The 17,836-nt window shown below is 35.5% G+C and carries 21 protein-coding genes; all 21 read right to left on the minus strand.

Annotated features, from left to right (window positions below; translation table 11 throughout):
• Positions 1–109: 109 nt before the first annotated feature.
• Positions 110–640, minus strand: a complete 531-nt coding sequence (locus PTI45_RS16130; protein ID WP_069328633.1) for a GNAT family N-acetyltransferase — start codon at positions 638–640, stop codon at positions 110–112.
• Between the two features lies 1 nt (position 641).
• Positions 642–1,721: an N-acetylneuraminate synthase family protein gene (locus PTI45_RS16135; RefSeq protein ID WP_139129270.1), complete on the minus strand. Its 1,080-nt coding sequence runs from the start codon at positions 1,719–1,721 to the stop codon at positions 642–644.
• Complete coding sequence (locus tag PTI45_RS16140) at positions 1,711–2,592, minus strand: SDR family oxidoreductase (protein ID WP_069328634.1); 882 nt, start codon at positions 2,590–2,592, stop codon at positions 1,711–1,713. Before PTI45_RS16140 ends, PTI45_RS16135 begins: the two co-directional genes overlap by 11 nt.
• 16 nt (positions 2,593–2,608) lie before the next feature.
• Positions 2,609–3,340 (minus strand): cytidylyltransferase domain-containing protein, encoded by a 732-nt coding sequence (locus PTI45_RS16145; protein WP_069328635.1) that lies wholly within the window; start codon positions 3,338–3,340, stop codon positions 2,609–2,611.
• 43 nt (positions 3,341–3,383) lie between these two features.
• Positions 3,384–4,331 (minus strand): dTDP-glucose 4,6-dehydratase, encoded by a 948-nt coding sequence (locus PTI45_RS16150; RefSeq protein WP_069328636.1) that lies wholly within the window; start codon positions 4,329–4,331, stop codon positions 3,384–3,386.
• A gap of 29 nt (positions 4,332–4,360) precedes the next feature.
• The gene (locus PTI45_RS16155) at positions 4,361–5,356 is read right to left on the minus strand and encodes an SDR family NAD(P)-dependent oxidoreductase (RefSeq protein ID WP_069328637.1); all 996 of its coding nucleotides are present in this window, start codon (positions 5,354–5,356) and stop codon (positions 4,361–4,363) included.
• On the minus strand, positions 5,334–7,160 hold the full coding sequence (locus PTI45_RS16160) for a motility associated factor glycosyltransferase family protein (RefSeq protein WP_069328638.1): 1,827 nt from the start codon (positions 7,158–7,160) through the stop codon (positions 5,334–5,336). The genes PTI45_RS16155 and PTI45_RS16160 overlap by 23 nt, the downstream gene beginning before the upstream one ends.
• A gap of 123 nt (positions 7,161–7,283) precedes the next feature.
• Positions 7,284–7,631, minus strand: coding sequence for an SPFH domain-containing protein (locus tag PTI45_RS16165; protein WP_069328639.1), 348 nt, complete (start codon positions 7,629–7,631; stop codon positions 7,284–7,286).
• A gap of 2 nt (positions 7,632–7,633) precedes the next feature.
• The gene (fliS, locus tag PTI45_RS16170) at positions 7,634–8,017 is read right to left on the minus strand and encodes a flagellar export chaperone FliS (protein WP_069328640.1); all 384 of its coding nucleotides are present in this window, start codon (positions 8,015–8,017) and stop codon (positions 7,634–7,636) included.
• Positions 8,018–8,033: 16 nt separating this feature from the next.
• Positions 8,034–9,512 (minus strand): flagellar filament capping protein FliD, encoded by a 1,479-nt coding sequence (fliD, locus tag PTI45_RS16175; protein WP_069328641.1) that lies wholly within the window; start codon positions 9,510–9,512, stop codon positions 8,034–8,036.
• 12 nt (positions 9,513–9,524) lie between these two features.
• Positions 9,525–9,905 carry a flagellar protein FlaG gene (locus PTI45_RS16180; protein ID WP_069328642.1) on the minus strand — a complete coding sequence of 127 codons (381 nt, stop codon included), beginning with the start codon at positions 9,903–9,905 and terminating at the stop codon, positions 9,525–9,527.
• Positions 9,906–10,077: 172 nt separating this feature from the next.
• Positions 10,078–10,845, minus strand: coding sequence for a flagellin N-terminal helical domain-containing protein (locus PTI45_RS16185; RefSeq protein WP_069328643.1), 768 nt, complete (start codon positions 10,843–10,845; stop codon positions 10,078–10,080).
• A gap of 240 nt (positions 10,846–11,085) precedes the next feature.
• Complete coding sequence (locus PTI45_RS16190; RefSeq protein WP_069328644.1) at positions 11,086–11,853, minus strand: flagellin N-terminal helical domain-containing protein; 768 nt, start codon at positions 11,851–11,853, stop codon at positions 11,086–11,088.
• 243 nt (positions 11,854–12,096) lie between these two features.
• Positions 12,097–12,864, minus strand: coding sequence for a flagellin N-terminal helical domain-containing protein (locus tag PTI45_RS16195; protein ID WP_069328645.1), 768 nt, complete (start codon positions 12,862–12,864; stop codon positions 12,097–12,099).
• A gap of 177 nt (positions 12,865–13,041) precedes the next feature.
• The gene (gene csrA, locus PTI45_RS16200) at positions 13,042–13,275 is read right to left on the minus strand and encodes a carbon storage regulator CsrA (RefSeq protein WP_069328646.1); all 234 of its coding nucleotides are present in this window, start codon (positions 13,273–13,275) and stop codon (positions 13,042–13,044) included.
• Entirely contained in the window at positions 13,275–13,715 is a 441-nt protein-coding gene (locus tag PTI45_RS16205) for a flagellar assembly protein FliW (RefSeq protein WP_069328647.1), read from the minus strand. The genes csrA and PTI45_RS16205 overlap by 1 nt, the downstream gene beginning before the upstream one ends.
• 76 nt (positions 13,716–13,791) lie before the next feature.
• On the minus strand, positions 13,792–14,700 hold the full coding sequence (gene flgL / locus PTI45_RS16210; RefSeq protein ID WP_069328648.1) for a flagellar hook-associated protein FlgL: 909 nt from the start codon (positions 14,698–14,700) through the stop codon (positions 13,792–13,794).
• A 21-nt stretch (positions 14,701–14,721) separates the two neighbouring features.
• Positions 14,722–16,269 carry a flagellar hook-associated protein FlgK gene (gene flgK, locus PTI45_RS16215; RefSeq protein WP_069328649.1) on the minus strand — a complete coding sequence of 516 codons (1,548 nt, stop codon included), beginning with the start codon at positions 16,267–16,269 and terminating at the stop codon, positions 14,722–14,724.
• Positions 16,270–16,284: 15 nt separating this feature from the next.
• Entirely contained in the window at positions 16,285–16,794 is a 510-nt protein-coding gene (locus tag PTI45_RS16220; protein ID WP_069328650.1) for a flagellar protein FlgN, read from the minus strand.
• A gap of 3 nt (positions 16,795–16,797) precedes the next feature.
• Positions 16,798–17,085 (minus strand): flagellar biosynthesis anti-sigma factor FlgM, encoded by a 288-nt coding sequence (flgM, locus tag PTI45_RS16225; protein WP_069328651.1) that lies wholly within the window; start codon positions 17,083–17,085, stop codon positions 16,798–16,800.
• Positions 17,086–17,391: 306 nt separating this feature from the next.
• Positions 17,392–17,805 (minus strand): TIGR03826 family flagellar region protein, encoded by a 414-nt coding sequence (locus PTI45_RS16230; protein WP_069328652.1) that lies wholly within the window; start codon positions 17,803–17,805, stop codon positions 17,392–17,394.
• Positions 17,806–17,836 lie beyond the last annotated feature (31 nt).

Genomic DNA, 17,836 nt, shown 5'->3' on the forward strand with positions numbered 1-17,836 from the left:
ATACTATTCATTCCGTAACTTATTGCAAAGTCAGGCTTAAAGTTTATTAACTCTTCGTAAGAATCTGAATTAAGATCACAACTCGAAAAATTTAAATATCGTACATAATTTATTTTTTAAAATCAGAAGAAAGAAAACTATAAAAAATAGAATCATGCCAAGATCCATTTGCCCAATGAGTTTGTCGATGTTTTCCATCGACTTGAAATCCTAGTTCCTGAAGAAAATCATTTTTGGAATGATCAAAATTATAAATTTCACACCATAATCTGTGCAAATTTAATTCTTCAAAAGCATATTTCATCATACATTTGGCAGCATCGATAGCATAATACGAGTCAATATAAAGATCATTTATTCCTATATAAATAGAAAAGTCGGCGCTACGATTAATCCAGTCAATATAACAAAGACCACTAGCTCCCAAAAGGTTTCCGTTATCTCCATCTATTATTGCAAACATGACTGTATTAGGATCGCCTATAACTCTTTTATTGAACCAGTCTAGTTGTTGATCATAATTAAGCTCACGATATTCTCTAAAAAACTGACGCATTTCTGGTTTATTTCTCCAAGTTAACAGTTGACTAAGATCCTCTTTTTCGATAGCTCTTAATTTTATATGTTCTCCATGTAACATGTTATCGCCTCATATCTTTCATATATAAAGCATCACCTTGATTTTTATCTATTAACAAGATCTGACCTACAACAATATCTTTCTCATAAGGATGAATACTATCTTTAGGGGCTGGACGTAATGCTTCTACATCCTCATCTTTTATGATATCTCCTGCTTTTAACGACTTTGTTAATCTTAGACAACGTCGTTGAACAATAAAAGCATCTTTTTCATTATCTTCTACCCGTTTGGTTCCATCGCCTAATGCAGCCTCTAATTCTCTACTACGATCAATCATATCTCTCCACGTTGTAGGATTCATAGAAAACAGATGATCTGGACCTACACGATTATTATCATCTGTAAAATGCTTTTCAATCACTCGTGCTCCTAAAGTGATTGCTCCTAGAACAGTCGCATGACCAGGAGTATGATCAGATAATCCTAAAATCATATGAGGATATTTAATGGCATACGTCTGTAAAACTCTAAGATTAACATATCCAAGGTTCTCTAAATTGCCTGTATAATTTGTATTACATTGTAATAAAATCAATTGCCGATTGTATTTTAAAATCGTTTGAACTGCACGCTCTACATCTGATATTTCAGAAGCACCTGTTGCAAGAATAATTGGTTTTTCTTTCTTGGCAATTTCTTCTATAAAATCTACCCATGATATATCGCCTGATCCTACTTTATAAGCAGGCACATGAGCATCAACTGATGTTATTGCAGCATAATCATAAGGTGTAGTCATAAAATCAATCTGAGCTGATTGAGCAGTAGCTATCAATTCTTGGTTCCAATCTCTATCAAACTCATACTTTTTGTACGTATCAAATACAGAATTTTTCCAGTTTGATTGATGGCTTGATAATCCATTTAATTCTTTAAAACCATAATCGCTGACTATTTTTTCTGCTTTAAAGTGTTGAAACTTGGCAGCATCTGCTCCAGCTTCTTTAGCTAACCATATAAGTTCTTTAGCTCTTTCTAAATCACCATCATGATTAGCTGCTATATCTGCAATAAAATATGTGGGAGAATTAATGCTAATTTCTTTTTCATTTATTTTGATTGAACTATCATATTTCACTAGTCAAATCCTCCTGATAATTGATGTATAGGTCTTGTACAACCTGCTCCAAATTAGGCATTTCATATCCTAGAACATGTTCTACCTTTTCTACATTTAATCCCAAACTATCTGCCCTCATCAATTGTGTATTCTTGTGGATACTCCCTGTATTTGAATTAGACATATCCAAATCAAATTTTTCAGATAATGCTTGTACGAACTGTTGTTTGGAAAAAACGTTTTTAGAAGCAATATTAAAAATGCCATATACATTTTTCATCAAAAGATCGTAAAGAATAACAGACAATTGAGTAACGCTAATACTCGAAGTATAAAAGTCATTAAATAATGTGATCGATTCTTTATTCGTTAACGATTTTATAACCCATTCTACAAAAGTAGGTTGATTGGTTTTATTACGATACCCTACAATATTAGTTCTTATGATAAGACTTTTAGGAGAGGATAAAGCAAAACATTCACCTGCGTATTTAGTTCTTGCATATTCATTGACTAAGCGAACAGGGTATAATTCATCATGTAATTTAGTGTGATCATTTAAGTAATAATGATCCGTAGATATCTGTATCAAATACGTACTATGTTGCAGTGAATATTCTGCCAGAATTGAAACAGCTCTAGCATTAATCATATAAGCAATGGAAGGATTATTTTCACATTCCTGCAGATTAACATTAGCTACCGTATTAATGATCACATCGGGTTTAACTTTATATAGTACCGTTTCAATGCTATCTTTATTCGCAAAGTCTACTTTAAAGTCAGCATTTTCTCTTGAAGCAGTATACAACGTAACATTTCGTTTTTTTAATTCTATAACTAGTGCTTGTCCTAGCATTCCAGTAGAACCAAATAAAAGAACCTTCATTTACTGCCTCCTGAATTTATTCACCTAATTCTTTTTGTTTAATTTCTCGATTAATTTCAAATAAATCTGGATGCTCTTCCATCAGTTTGATTCCATCTAACCAACTAAAAATTTTGTTTTTAACATATAGATGCTTATAAATCTGAGTAATGAGTTCATAATCTTCTGGAGTATCCAAAGTCCAACGATATTTTGAATAGTCTTGTTCCCATATATAATCGTTTATTGAAAATTGATCCTCATGAAGATAGATATATGGGGTGACATGTTCTGTATGAATATCATTGTAAGCATTATCGTAAGATTTTTTTAAAGCATCAAATGAGAAAACTTCTGTATCTAAACCTCGGGGGAAGGTTGTGATTCTTTTATTGCTTACATAATCCACTTTACTTTCTTCCCAAAGTTTAATCGTTTCATTTGTAACCTCTGGATCGATAAGTGGACAATCTGAGGTAACTCTTATAATAACATCTGCTTGATATTCATTAGCAGCTTCATAATATCGAGATAAAACATGATCCGAACTTCCTCTATAAGCCATTACATTATATTTCATAGCCTCTTCTACAATTACAATATCTTCGGCATTAGTTGTTGTAGCAATAACAATAGAGTCTATAGAATCTACTGCTTTCAATCTGTTAATAACATGTCCAAGAACAGTATGGTCTTCTATCGTTTTCATTACTTTACCTGCAAGACGCGTAGAACCCATTCTTGCTTGCACGATAGCAACGCGGTTCATCAAGAACCCCCCTTTATTAACTATTTATAAAAAATTATTGATTTTATTTTTTAGCTGATTCAATTAGCCAGTTCTTTGTATACTCAATTCCTTGTGCCAAAGAAGTTTTAGGTTCCCAATTCAGTATTTTTTTTGCTTTAGTCCAATCACATAGTAATTTAGCAATTTCACTTTGTGGATGAATATGTTCGATATGTTTTATTTTTTCTAAATCTTTAGTAATTAAAAATGCCAAATCATTAACTGAAATATCTTGTCCTAATCCAGCATTAACAATTTCTCCATTTACTTTATCTTCAAAACCAGCACTAACTACAAACTCAGCACAATCCTCTACATACAAAAGATCTCTTGTTTGCGTACCTTCACCATAAATATTTAAATCTTTACCAGCAATATGATTTTTAAGGAATATGGCAACAACTCCACCTTCTCCTCCTGATTTTTGGAAAGGTCCATACGTATTAAATGGTCTTATAACAACAGCTGGAAGATCATAAGCGTAGTAATAAGAAAGTACCATATTCTCAGCAGCTATTTTTGCACCTGCATAAGGAGAAGCAGGCTTTGTCGGATGAGATTCATTAATCCCAGACTCGTCAAGACACTTTTCATACACCATACATGTACTCATAAATACCACTTTAGTATTGTATTTACGACATTGCTCCAAAATAAAAAATGTTCCTAATGTATCATTATTAAATGTTGTTCTAGGATTATCAATAGAATCTTGAACGTTGATAGATGCACCAAGATGATAACAAATATCAAATTTATGTTGAGTAAATAAATCAGCAAGTAGAGATTCATCTAAAATAGATGCTTTAATGAAAGATTGAAAGTTAGGATTTTCTTTAAACTCTTCAATATTTTCTTCTTGTCCATTAGACAAATCGTCCAATATCCATAATTTGTGACCTTTTTCTAATAAAGACTTAGCTACCCATCTTCCAATGAAGCCGGCGCCCCCAGTAAGTAAAATATTCATTATAAAACCCCTCTCTGTAGCAACTATTTTTATAATAATTTTTCTGAATTTAACCATTCTAATATTACTTTTTTATCTATCGGATTCATTTCTAATTCAAAAAGTTCCTTATTGATAGTAACTTTCTTTTCTTGGAAAGCTGATGGGATGATAAACATTTCATCTGTTTCAGTAGCTATTAATTGCTCATCCATAGTCATCAACTCTTCAAACCTTTTTTCTCCTGGTCGAAGTCCAATAGACTGTATCTCAACTTTTTCTGTTATGTTATATTTTTCAGAAACAGCTTCTACTAATACTTCTGCTAAATCTCCAATTCGAATTGTAGGCATTTTCAAAACAAATACTTCGCCACCTTGAGCAATTTCATTGGCTTTCATGATTAACTCTATAGCTTGAGTCGGTGTCATCATGTATCGAAGCATATCTGGATCTGTAATCGTAATTTTTTGTTTATCCAAGATTTGTTGTTTAAATAATGGAATAACCGAGCCACGAGAACCCATTACATTTCCAAAACGCACAGCTGAAAACACTGTAGATTTAGGACCTTTTTGATATTCAGCAGCAGAAATTAAACGTTCAGCTGTAAGCTTAGTTGCTCCATAGGTATTCGTAGGAGAAATCGCTTTATCTGTACTTGTAAATAGTACTTTTTGTACCCCATTTGCTACAGCTGCTTGAATAACATTTTGCGTACCTATTACATTAGTCTGAACCGCTTCAAAAGGATTGTATTCACAGAAAGGTACATGTTTCATAGCCGCTAAATGAAATACATAATCAATATCTTCCATCGCGCGCATTAATCGTTGTTGATCTCGAACGTCCCCGATCAAAAAGCGTAGTTTAGACGCATGCTCTTGTAAAGCTATACTCATTTCATACTGCTTGTATTCATCCCGACTGAATATACGAATAACTTGTGGATCTTCTTCTAATAATTTTTTGATCAAGCTGATTCCAATCGTTCCAGTACCACCTGTTACTAAAATCTTTTTATTATGATACATCCGTTGTTCCATTTACACCGATCCTTTGCATATTAATTTTATCAATTCGACGAATAGACTCTGTAAATAGTTCGATTAGGCTTGGTGTCTTTTCATTAATATCCTTAAGAACTTTTCCTAAATGTTTGTGAATAAGATCAGATTTTACAATTAAATTCTTTTCATTAACAATAATAGGCAATTGCTGATCAAATAATTTGATAGAAACAGGTAATACTGTTTCTAAAATAGGATCAAACCATTCACGATGAACAAGTTTTCCCCATGCAATTTCTATACTTTCCATCATTCTTTGACATTTAACTGGTTTAGTACGGCTAAGTTCTTGAACTTTATTTAATAGTTTTTGAATATCTTTGATTTCATTTTTCATCATATCAAAATCATCTATTGTTGCTTTAATTTTATTTTTTACTTTTGTAACTTTCTCTACATCTATTTCATAATTAGTTTGATCACTCATTTTAATTATACATTCTTGATCAATTTTTTCATTTTCAACTATATCGTAAGCTTTTTCAATAGGCATCCATGTAGTTCCTTCAATAGAGGCACCATTTCGTGTTGTATTAATAAATTCAATATCAGCAAAAGCCGTAACTAAATCTTCCAGCGAATCTTTCATAAACATAAAATTCTGATTTGTTGTATTATAGGTACCATTTACATTAAGAACCTGAATCTGAGCTGTTTCCACATCAGATTTGGCTTGCTCTGTATTGATATGACTTACACCATCTGCATAATATTTATTTCCAGGAAAAGATAAATCTTGCCCCATCATAATAATACGAGTAGCCCCTAACCGTATTGCTGTTTGCATCGCAGTACCTGCTACAGTTGGAGTAGAAGAAATAATAATTTCTTCTTCAGATAATTCCATAAAATACTGAGAAGCCGCATCATTTTTCATTACACTATGAATTAAATGATTAGATTTACGCGCTGATATTTCGTGATAAGCAGATGATGTATGCAGTAAGGGAGATTCTAAAGTTCTTGGATCTTCAAAAACTTTATTATTAATGACTCCACCATCCATAACTACAGTTAAGTGAGGTCTTATATCATTTTTAACCAAAGCTTGAATACTAGATCCAGCAGCAATAATAAGTGCATGTGGTTTTAGACGCGTAACCCAATCAATATCGCCTTGTAAAGATGGACCTGATGAAATAATAACAGCCGTCTTCCCTTTAAATTCTCCTTGCAGTTCTTCAATAGACGGTGTGGAAAACATACTTGCCATCTGATACAATCCGTTACGAATCCAATCTTCTTGGAAAAATTGTTGAGTTTGTTTATTGGAGTCAAATGTAATATTATATTCTCTAAAATCTTCTTTTACTTTTCTTAATACATCCATATCATTGTCTAAATAATGTCGTAAAGCAACAAATGCCATCTCTTGATTCATATAGCTGCAGACAAGATAAAACAACATGTTTAGTTGCGTTTCTCCAACAGAAACCCATTGCAAATTAGGATGATTTAACAACTCACGAAAATCATAACTGCTCATAGAATTCAAGAAAGCTTGTTCATCGGGTTCATAAACAAATAGCCAACGATTTGGGTACATCTCTAGCAGGTCTGCTATTCCTAATCCTTGTCCGAAACCATAAACAAAAATAATATTCAAATTTTCAACAGATCCTCTTACTGCTTCTAACCAATTCTCATCTTTGTCCCAAGATTCTTGAATAAAGTTTTTATTTTGTATAATTTCCGGTTCAATCACAAGCATCTTTTGAGCTACATGTTTAAAACGTTGATTTAGCACTTCCATATTTAGTTCTAAATTAAACACTATCATACCACCATTCGCTTGTGTATTTACTTTCTATATGTAGTATATCGGAATTCCAGAGATTGAAGTGAACATTTACATACAAAAATCCACCTTGTCAGCATAGACAAAGGTGGATTTTTAATCCATTTATTTAAGATGGTCAATAAAAAAACTATCTGTTACATAATTTTGATGATAGGCAGTATGCTGACTTCGAATACTTCCTTGCTTTTCCAACCAGTTACCTGCTTGATCTTTAAAAGAATTCAATTTATTCATGATTAACAAATCGCAATCTAAAACCTTCTGAATATCTATTCGATCTTGATCAGTAACAGCATCGCTATAACTTTGCATTTGTTGAACAATAGCTTCACGTTGGTCTATAAAATCTAACATTTCCTCTTCACTAATAACATGAAGACGGCTGACGATTTCTTGTGTTAACTGATCAAGCTCTTTTAAAAGCTCTTTTAGATTCTCTATAGTATTCATTATTACACACCATTTGCAGCTTCTGGAAGTCGGCTTGCTTCTAACCAAGTTTCACGCAAATCTGAAAGATGGACCAATACTTCTTCAGCAAGATCAACATTTTTCTTCACGTTTGCCTCAATCAGACAGTGAAGCATATATTCATAAATGACAATTAATTCATTAGCAATTGCAAAATCAAAGTTCAAAGATGATATTAATTCATGTACGATTGCCTGTGCTTTACACAAGTTATTATTTGCTTTTTCATAATTTCTTTCATTAATTCCTTCAACACCGGCTTTAACGAATCGAATAGCACCATCATATAACATAATAAGAAGTTTCGGTTTTGAAGCTGTCTGTGCCTGAGCTTGTTGATATTTTTGATAGGGTGATTTAATCACTCTATCACCTCCTTAGTTAAAGACTCGAAAGACTTGTCGACTGGTTATTATATCGGCTGATAGCAGTTTCCATTGCAGTAAATTTCTTATAATAATTAGTTTCAATTGTATTTAAACGACTATTCCAATCAGAAATACGTCTGTCCATACCTGTTAATTGTGTTCCCATTAAGCTATTCACTAAGAATGTAGAGTTAGCGTCACTACTTACGCGAGATGTTCCGGCAGTACTGGCTAAGCTCTCAAGTGAAGACTTCGTAATTTTTTTCATTCTGCTTAGCATACCATCTTGATCCGTATATTTATTTGTAGAGCTTGTAGCTGAATCTTGTGCTCCAAAAAAGTTATTTACAATATTAGGATCTTTGGCTAAAGCAGTTTTAAGTTTTTCTGTATCCAATGAGAGCTTACCACGTGTCTCATATGTTCCTGTGGTAATTCCCAATTGAGCAAAGTTCACTTTAGATCCATCACTTAGTGTAACCCCTTGAATCATTGCTGTACGCATAGTAGAAATCGTTTGTTGCAACATATCATCGCCTTTGAGCATACCACTTTTAGCTTTGGTATTCCAAAGCTTTTGCTCATCGTCACTTAAATCTTTTTTCTGTTCATCTGTCAGTGGTGCGTATTTTTTGTAACGTTCTTCTCCTACTTTTGAATTAAGCATAGAGAGGACATCGTTATAAGCATCCACAAAAGTTTGTACGCTTTTGACTAGTGTATCCGTATCTGGAGTAACAGAAACTTGAGTCGTTTGTCCAGCAGGTGTGACTGTATTTAGCGTAATGTCTACACCATTCATTGAAAATGAGTTGGATTTCTGTGTAATCGCTAATCCGTTCACTGTAAGTTCTGCATCTTTACCCAAATTACTTGTGACATTACCAGCTTTTATTCCAAAGGCTTCAAGCGCTGCACCACTAAAAGTTAATGGAGAATTACCAGTCGCTTTATTGGTCAAAGACATTTTACCACTATTTGGATCAAATACGGCTGTAACACCAGCATCTTTGTTAGAGTTAATTTTTTGTATAAAAGAATTGATCGTGTCCGTAGATTCAATATTAATAGTTTGGCCGTTTATGACTATCGGATCAGTACCACTATAAACATTAGAAAGTGCTTCTGTACCTGCATGAGCACCTGCTCCTGTATTTGATGTCACATTCGTTGCTGAAGCCAAACCTTGTACTGATATATTTAGCACTCCACCACTTGCTGATCCTGTTGCTGTCGCAGATACTGCTGTTGAGTTACCCGTTACTGTTGCTTTCTGAGCATTAATCGAACTACTCAGACTTAAATTGTTTAGTTTATCATTCAAAAAGGAAACTAATTTAGTACTAACATCGCGGTATCCTTCACGTTTCCATTCAACCAATTGTTTATCTTGTGTCAGCTTAGTTAATGGTGCTTTTTCTGCCTTCATCAATTTGGTAACCGTTGCATCAATATCCATACCGCTGGCTAAACCTGTTATTCTTGTAACCATATTGTTTTCCTCCTATACTTTTTTATCTACAATAAGCCCTGTAACTTCCATTAATTTTGCTAAAGCATCCAATACTTTTTCGGAAGGTACTTCTCGGATCAGATCGCCTGTTTCTTTATTTTTCACTTTGATCATAATCGCATGCGTTTCTTGATGTACCGAAATCTCAAACGCTTTTTGTGGGCCCTGTATAGCATCAATTGTTCTTTGTAAATCTTTGATAGCCTGCTCTTGATTTTGTAATTTAGTCAATTGTGTAGGTTGAGAAGCAGCTATAATCGCTTGTTCAAGTGCTTGATTGGGTTGCGGAGATGGACTCACTTCTTTTTTGATTACAGTCGTTGGAGTGGGTATCGTACTTCCCATATTACTTGAAGATAGAATTGGATCCATGCAGAACCTCCTTTTCAATATTGTTATGTGTAAATTATCATTTATTCTATTAGTGGTCTGTTTAGTCTGTTACTATCTATATCGGTCTTTACAGGCAAATCTTTAAGGTATATCACATAAATAAGTAAAAAGACCCTGCCATAGGCAGAGTCTTGAGTACTTGTTTTTCGTATTAACGCAGTAAGGACAATACGCCCTGTGGTGAAGAGTTTGCTTGTGACAACATCGATTGTGAAGCCTGTACCAAAATGTTGTTTTTGGACAATGCTACCATTTCCTTAGCCATATCTGTATCACGGATACGTGATTCAGACGCTGTTAAGTTTTCTACCGTTGTTCCCAAGTTGTTTGAAGTATATTCCAAACGGTTTTGCACAGCACCCAAGTTAGCACGTTGTGTTGCTACTTTTTCAATTGCTTTACTGATGTCTGAAAGTGCAGTACCTGAACCAAGACCAGAGAATCCAGTTCTACTAACACCAGAAACTGTAATTTGGAATTTGCTATCATCTGCTTGAACTTTAACACTACTTGTAATGTGAATACCATTGAAAGTTGTGTTACTCATGATGCTGTCAATTTGTTTACCCAATTGACCCAATTCAGCATTGATGTTAGCTTTGTCGCCAGAGCTGTATGTTCCATTTTCTTTCTGAACATTCAGTTCTTTCATACGTCCAAGCATTGAACTTACTTCGTTCATTGCACCCTCTGCTGTTTGTGCGAAAGAGATACCATCTTGTACGTTACGTTGTGCTTGCTCTAATCCGCGAATTTGTCCGCGCATTTTTTCAGAGATGGATAGTCCTGCTGCATCATCGGCTGCACGGTTGATGCGTAGTCCAGATGATAGTTTCTCCATGTTTTTGCTTGCCGCTGTGCTGTTCATACCCATGTTACGTTGCGTGTTTAAAGCTGGAATATTGTGATTAATAATCATTGTTATTTCCTCCTTGAATTCGTTTATCCCACATCCATGTGGTTTAGTTTGGCGATCAAGCTTAAGGCCGTACGCTCCTCAAGTACTTCTTTCGCTCTACTCTTTATATCGACATCTATTTCCAATTTGTGTATAGCATTATGATGATTTTTTATCATTTACGGTAATTATTTTAATAGAGAATTCTGTCTAATAAAAAGGCTCTGCTTACAGCAGAGCCTTTGAAACCAAAATTTAAGATTAACGAAGTAAGGACAATACGCCCTGTGGTGAAGAGTTTGCTTGGGACAACATCGATTGAGAAGCCTGTACTAAAATGTTATTTTTAGACAATGCTACCATTTCCTTAGCCATATCGGTATCACGGATACGTGATTCAGATGCAGTTAAGTTTTCTACGGTTGTTCCCAAGTTGTTCGAAGTGTATTCCAAACGGTTTTGTACAGCACCCAAGTTAGCACGTTGTGTTGCTACTTTTTCAATTGCTGTACTGATTGCTGAAAGATTAGTACCTGCAGACAACCCTTTAAATCCACTTGTTTTAACACCAGAAATCGTGATTTTGAATTTGCTATCATCTGCTTGAACTGTAACATCAGCAGTGATTTTGATACCATTGAAAGTCGTGTTACTCATGATGCTATCTACTTGTTTACCCAATTGGTTCAATTCAGCATTGATATTGGATTTATCTCCAGCACTGTATGTTCCGTTTTCTTTCTGAACATTCAGTTCTTTCATACGTCCAAGCATTGAACTTACTTCGTTCATTGCACCCTCTGCTGTTTGTGCGAAAGAGATACCATCTTGTACGTTACGTTGTGCTTGCTCTAATCCGCGAATTTGTCCGCGCATTTTTTCAGAGATGGATAGTCCTGCTGCATCATCAGCCGCACGGTTGATGCGTAGTCCAGATGATAGTTTCTCCATGTTTTTGCTTGCCGCTGTGCTGTTCATACCCATGTTACGTTGCGTGTTTAAAGCTGGAATATTGTGATTGATAATCATTGTTATTTCCTCCTTGAATTCGGTTATCCCACATCCATGTGGTTTATTTTGGCGATTAAGCTTAAGGCCGTACGCTCCTCAAGTACTTCTTTCGCTCTATTCTTTATATCGGTATCCTTTTACTAAGTATGTATAGCAATATTCATATTCTACAAATTATATTTATCTTTCTCGTTTACACTATAATAGGATATAGAAAAAAAGACCCTGCCAATGGCAAAGTCTCTAAGGTATTCATTAATCTTAACGAAGTAAGGACAATACGCCCTGTGGTGAAGAGTTTGCTTGGGACAACATCGATTGAGAAGCCTGTACCAAAATGTTGTTTTTAGACAATGCTACCATTTCCTTAGCCATATCGGTATCACGGATACGTGATTCAGATGCAGTTAAGTTTTCTACGGTTGTTCCCAAGTTGTTTGAAGTGTATTCCAAACGGTTTTGCACAGCACCCAAGTTAGCACGTTGTGTTGCTACTTTTTCGATCGCTGTACTCACTGCTGAAAGTGTACTACTTGCAGTTAACCCTTTAAATCCACTTGTTTTAACACCAGAAATCGTGATTTTGAATTTGCTATCATCTGCTTGAACTGTAACATCAGCAGTGATTTTGATACCATTGAAAGTCGTGTTACTCATGATGCTATCAATTTGTTTACCCAATTGACCCAATTCAGCATTGATGTTAGCTTTGTCGCCAGAGCTGTATGTTCCATTTTCTTTCTGAACATTCAGTTCTTTCATACGTCCAAGCATTGAACTTACTTCGTTCATTGCACCCTCTGCTGTTTGTGCGAAAGAGATACCATCTTGTACGTTACGTTGTGCTTGCTCTAATCCGCGAATTTGTCCGCGCATTTTTTCAGAGATGGATAGTCCTGCCGCATCATCGGCTGCACGGTTGATGCGTAGTCCGGATGATAGTTTCTCCATGTTTTTGCTTGCCGCTGTGCTGTTCATACCCATGTTACGTTGCGTGTTTAAAGCTGGAATATTGTGATTGATAATCATTGTTATTTCCTCCTTGAATTCGGTTATCCCACATCCATGTGGTTTTTTTTGGCGATTAAGCTTAAGGCCGTACGCTCCTCAAGTACTTCTGTCGCTCTATTTTTTATATCGGTATTTTTTTTTGTTTTTTTATAGATTTTAGAAATCTATTTTAATTTTTCTCAAAAAGTAATATTATTATTTCTTTTCTGTAGTTTCTTCACTTAACCAATCTTTCAAAAATTCAGAACCTACAGCGGCGCTTTGATTACTTAATTGAATAGCTTCATAAATTTCTTTACGATGAATATCAATATTTTTAGGAGCCGCAATTCCTAGCTTGATCGTATCTCCATCAATAGCTAGAATAGTGACCTCGATTTGATCGTCGATCACAATCGATTCGCCCTTTTTACGTGATAATACCAGCATTAGAATTCGCCTCCTTTTGCTACATTAGGTTGCAATGGATGTCTTATCGTGTATTGCGTATTCTGTAAAATAATTTGCTTGGCTTGATGATTATCGATATTAAAAATAATGGGTGCTACTAAATTAACGGTACGATGTTCCGCTTTTTTATTCCATGACACAATATTACGAATAACCACATGTTCTTCTTTTGTAATACCTAATTCATCTACCACTTCTTGTGGTAATTCAAATTCATAATCAGGGTAGTACACAAATGGATCAATCATAATAAAACTCGTTTCGGGATGTGAAGCTGATTGTAATAAGCTAAACGGTGTAATTTGTTGAACAACCATATATTCTGTAATTTCGTGAAAACCAGGAATTCCTTTAGAAAAAGTATATACTCCTTCTTTTTCAGTCGTAGATTGGTTAGTAGCCGTTTGTGAATCGGACATGTAAGTCTATTCCTCCTTTTTTTGAGAAAAAGGCTACGGACAAGGTGGTCCATAGCCTTTTGAATTATATATAAGTTTATCCCATAAAATTAACTAAAGATAGTTGTAACGCTGAAGCCGACGTTTTAAGTGCTGCTTGATATACTGTTTGAGCCGCTGTTGCTTTGATAAGTGTCTCAGCTACATCCGCATCTTCAACTTTGGATTGCAATGTGGATACATTAAGATCACGATCTTCAAGTCGACTTTGGATCAGTTCTATACGGTTAGTTTTGGCACCTACTTCTGAACGAAGAGCAGACATTTTGGTTGCTCTAGATTCAATGTTTGGTAACTCTGCACTAATCGCTGCATGGTCGTTATTATTCATCGCCGTTGTTAAGCGATCGATCATAGCAAAAACATTATCTGTGTCTGCTTTAGAACCGAAAAAGTCATTACCTGAAGTACTTACTCCTAGCGATACATTTTCACTGATACCATAAGTGACTTGTCCTGTATCTGTTACTACATCAGTTAGACTTGTAACTGTATCTGATAATGCATAAGGTTCTTCACCCAGTTGTTGTCCATTAAAAATATATTTACCTGTTAACTGACTATTACCAATATTGGCAAGCTGGCCTTTCAATTGCTCTAGCTCATCCTTAACTGCTGTCAGTCCACTACTATCTGTTGTTCCTGTTCCTGCTTGAACGGTCAATTCTTTGATACGAGTCATCACATCGCTTGCTTGACCCATAACTGTATCCGAATAATCTAACCAGCTCTTAGCTTCATCTGTATTACTTGTATATTGTTGATTAGCCGCTAACTCCGCGCGATAGCGAAGAGCATACGTTGTTCCTACAGGATCATCTGAAGCTTTATTAATTTTTCGTCCTGTAGAAGACTGATTACTAAGCTTATCCATATTTAAAAGATTGTTATTCAGATTCCTCACGGTTTGTGAAGACATCATGTTTGATGTTATACGCATTCCCATAGCTTCTCTACTCCTTAATTATTAAAGTCCGACTCTACCTGTACTGTTAATCAATTTGTCTAATAATTGATCAAAAGTAGTCATAAAACGGGAAGCAGCACTATAGGCATGTTGGAATTTAATTAAATCTGTCATCTCTTCATCCAGTGATACACCACTAACAGATTTCCGACTTGCATCTACTTGGTCTGTTAATGTTTTGGCATTTGCTGCTTGTCGAGTAGCTTCTTGAGAATCCACACCCATTTGACCTACAATACCATTGAAATAATCTTGTACTGTTGTAGGTGTAGCTCCACCGAAATCCATTTTAGTGTTTTGAAGTTCAGTCATTAACAGTGCAAGACCACCATTACCTGTAACCACTTTTTCATTCGCGCCTGTTCCTGTTGTACGTAAGGAGAATGCAATCTGACTTGCGTCATCTTGTAGTGTTTTATTCATCGTAATGTTACCTGCGTTAACGGTGCCACTTCCATCAGTTGTTCCAAAGAAGTCTCCGCCGGCTTTACCTGAACTGTTATATCCTAATTGATGAAGACCATTAATACCTTTAACGGTAACTGTGAGGTCAGATGTTAGAGTACGATTACCTGCTGCTGTAGAATAAGTTACTCCATTTAGAACAGTTCCTTCTGGAATGACAGATCCTGAAGGTAGTTTTACAGTAAGATCGCCATTTGCCAGTGTATTAGCAAGTTGGTTCAGTTGACTCTTATAATCAGCTACATACGTATCTCTAGAGAGAAGATATCCATGTACTTCACCACTTGAAAGAGTTCCACCTTCATAAGCTGTTTGCAAAGAAGCCGCTGTAACTGGAGTTACAGTAGTACCTGTTACAGCATTTTGTCCACCAAAGTTAACTTGGTATCCATCTGATAATTGAGTTACTTGTACATTGCCGTATTTGGATAATTGATCTATAGCATAGTCACGGCTATCCCGTAAATCATTGGCATCATTGCCCTGAGATTCCACTGACATAATGCTTTTATTCAGACTCCCTACTGTAGATAGTAGAGAATTGATTGTAGTCGAGTCTAAACTTACACTTGAAGTTAAGTTGTTGCTGAGTGCATCTAACTGTTTACTCATTTGATTCATAGCATCTGTTAGTGCCAATGTGTTCTCTTTCAAAATCTTTTGGTTGGTTGTGCTTTGTGGATTGTTACTAAGGTCAGACCAAGAACTCCAGAAGTTATTAATAACAGTTTGTAAACCTGTATCCGATGGTTCATTTACAATTGTTTCTAATTTGTTCAAAGTATCTGAACGAATATCCCAACTACCTAATGAAGAATTTTCACCTTGAAATTGAGTATCTAAAAATAATGAACGTACACGTTGCACAGAAGTTGCTTCTACCCCTGTACCAATTTGTCCAGCAGAAGTAGCGTTTTTGAAAGCAACTGCTTCTAAAGGATTTGTAGCACTAGTATGCACGACTTGGCGTGAATAACCCGCACTATCAGCGTTAGCAATATTATGAGAAACTGTACTCAGCGAGGCTGTCGTTGTCACCAAACTCCGTTTGGACGTTTCTATTGAATGAAATGTAGATGTCATGTTTTCCTCCTAATCTTATCCACGCGTATCGAATAGTCCAGAACGCGTAGCTCCATAAGCTTTATCGGCCGGATGTTGATAAGTTAAATCTTGTTCCGGTACAAGTGCCAACATTTCCAATGAGAAGTCCACATAATCCAAAGCTTGTTGAATCAGTTGCTTGTTGAGTTCATTGAGTTGTTGAAGAGTTTGCAGGGTGGCGGACAATCGAGAACGAGCTTCAAGAAGGAGTTGTTTTTCTTCCGGATCAAATACTAGACGAGCTAGCTCCGTAAGGTTTAAACGTAGCTTAGACTTAATACCACGTTCTAGCAAAAATGCATGTACAATCTCTTCACGCTCTTGTTCTTCATGGTCAATAAATTTCGCTAATTTAGATTCCTGATTCATAATAGCAATCATAGATTCTACTTCATTTTTGATAACAGCTTGCTTTTTGCGCTCACCGAGCTCGATCATTTGCATATGACAATCATTCATTTGATCGAGCTTTGCCACCAGTTGCTGCAAAGTCTCACTACTCATTGATTAATTCCCCGTTCCTTTTAGGAAAGGCAACAGCTTATCTGCAAGCGCGCCTGCATCCACATTATACGTACCCGAAGATACTTGTTCTTTCAGACTTTGAATTTTTTGAGCACGTTCTGCATTAGCAGAAGCTTGTGTGCTGTTTGCTTGTAACATTTCCATTGCCTCCGGCGAGATTGACACTTCATCTTTACGATTTGCTTTTTTATCATTAGTTACCGATTTTGCTTCTGCTGCTCTTTGGTATGGGTTAATTGCACTTACGCGGTTAGTTTCGTTAATTTTCATGGTTGACACGCTCCTTAGTAATTTTAGTTGAGAAGAACTTCCTATTTGGTATAGGACGTTCTTTTTTTGATATCAGGAATCTTGGGTGATAAGCAAAAGGTTGTTTTCCTGATATCATATAGACAACCGATTTAGTATTTACTAAGATTATCGGACATTTTCGAAGTAATTTTTATAGTTATAAAGTGGTTAATTATAAAGCGACATTTCTCATTGCTTAAGTCCTAATCCTGCACAGGTATGCAACTTGAATCACTCATATAGCACTAAATATTGTCGTTATTTGACTTGTATATGGAAATTCCTTTACATATTTCGGAATTTGTCGACTGCCCGATAGGTACCTTGGGTTTTTTGTGCTTCTTCTTTTTTAGCTACTGTATCATCTTCATAAGCATGTTGGATATCTTTGTTAAGACGTGAACGGCAAGAATCGCACATATTACTATCACGAATAGGACTACCACATACTTCGCACGCATAAGACATATTAGGCGCATGTGCGATAGAAATACGTCCTTCTCTAATAAACTGTGTGATTTGCTTCACAGGCACTTCCACTGCTTCAGATAATTCAGTGATGGTTGTTCCTTTATGTTCACGTAAGTACTTGATGCAATCTTCATATTGGAATTCAATTTCTTTTATACAATTACCACAGATTCCTCTGAGGTTCATAACATGCAATTTACCACAACGTGGGCAATTAGCTAAGTTCATCCCGTACCGCCTCCTAATCATTACACTGTAT

The organism is Paenibacillus nuruki (assembly GCF_001721045.1).
Lineage (GTDB): Bacteria > Bacillota > Bacilli > Paenibacillales > Paenibacillaceae > Saccharibacillus > Saccharibacillus nuruki.

Excerpts from the sequence above, each read along its gene's own strand:
- PTI45_RS16130 (WP_069328633.1), bottom strand. The coding sequence starts at position 640 with ATGTTACATGGAGAACATATAAAATTAAGAGCTATCGAAAAAGAGGAT.
- csrA (WP_069328646.1), bottom strand. The coding sequence starts at position 13,275 with ATGCTGGTATTATCACGTAAAAAGGGCGAATCGATTGTGATCGACGAT.
- flgM (WP_069328651.1), bottom strand. The coding sequence starts at position 17,085 with ATGAAAATTAACGAAACTAACCGCGTAAGTGCAATTAACCCATACCAA.
- PTI45_RS16180 (WP_069328642.1), bottom strand. The coding sequence starts at position 9,905 with ATGGATCCAATTCTATCTTCAAGTAATATGGGAAGTACGATACCCACT.
- flgK (WP_069328649.1), bottom strand. The coding sequence starts at position 16,269 with ATGACATCTACATTTCATTCAATAGAAACGTCCAAACGGAGTTTGGTG.
- PTI45_RS16155 (WP_069328637.1), bottom strand. The coding sequence starts at position 5,356 with ATGGAACAACGGATGTATCATAATAAAAAGATTTTAGTAACAGGTGGT.
- PTI45_RS16150 (WP_069328636.1), bottom strand. The coding sequence starts at position 4,331 with ATGAATATTTTACTTACTGGGGGCGCCGGCTTCATTGGAAGATGGGTA.
- PTI45_RS16145 (WP_069328635.1), bottom strand. The coding sequence starts at position 3,340 with ATGAACCGCGTTGCTATCGTGCAAGCAAGAATGGGTTCTACGCGTCTT.
- PTI45_RS16140 (WP_069328634.1), bottom strand. The coding sequence starts at position 2,592 with ATGAAGGTTCTTTTATTTGGTTCTACTGGAATGCTAGGACAAGCACTA.
- PTI45_RS16220 (WP_069328650.1), bottom strand. The coding sequence starts at position 16,794 with ATGAGTAGTGAGACTTTGCAGCAACTGGTGGCAAAGCTCGATCAAATG.
- PTI45_RS16185 (WP_069328643.1), bottom strand. The coding sequence starts at position 10,845 with ATGATTATTAATCACAATATTCCAGCTTTAAACACGCAACGTAACATG.
- PTI45_RS16195 (WP_069328645.1), bottom strand. The coding sequence starts at position 12,864 with ATGATTATCAATCACAATATTCCAGCTTTAAACACGCAACGTAACATG.
- flgL (WP_069328648.1), bottom strand. The coding sequence starts at position 14,700 with ATGGGAATGCGTATAACATCAAACATGATGTCTTCACAAACCGTGAGG.
- PTI45_RS16160 (WP_069328638.1), bottom strand. The coding sequence starts at position 7,160 with ATGATAGTGTTTAATTTAGAACTAAATATGGAAGTGCTAAATCAACGT.
- PTI45_RS16230 (WP_069328652.1), bottom strand. The coding sequence starts at position 17,805 with ATGAACTTAGCTAATTGCCCACGTTGTGGTAAATTGCATGTTATGAAC.
- fliD (WP_069328641.1), bottom strand. The coding sequence starts at position 9,512 with ATGGTTACAAGAATAACAGGTTTAGCCAGCGGTATGGATATTGATGCA.
- PTI45_RS16190 (WP_069328644.1), bottom strand. The coding sequence starts at position 11,853 with ATGATTATCAATCACAATATTCCAGCTTTAAACACGCAACGTAACATG.
- PTI45_RS16205 (WP_069328647.1), bottom strand. The coding sequence starts at position 13,715 with ATGTCCGATTCACAAACGGCTACTAACCAATCTACGACTGAAAAAGAA.
- PTI45_RS16165 (WP_069328639.1), bottom strand. The coding sequence starts at position 7,631 with ATGAATACTATAGAGAATCTAAAAGAGCTTTTAAAAGAGCTTGATCAG.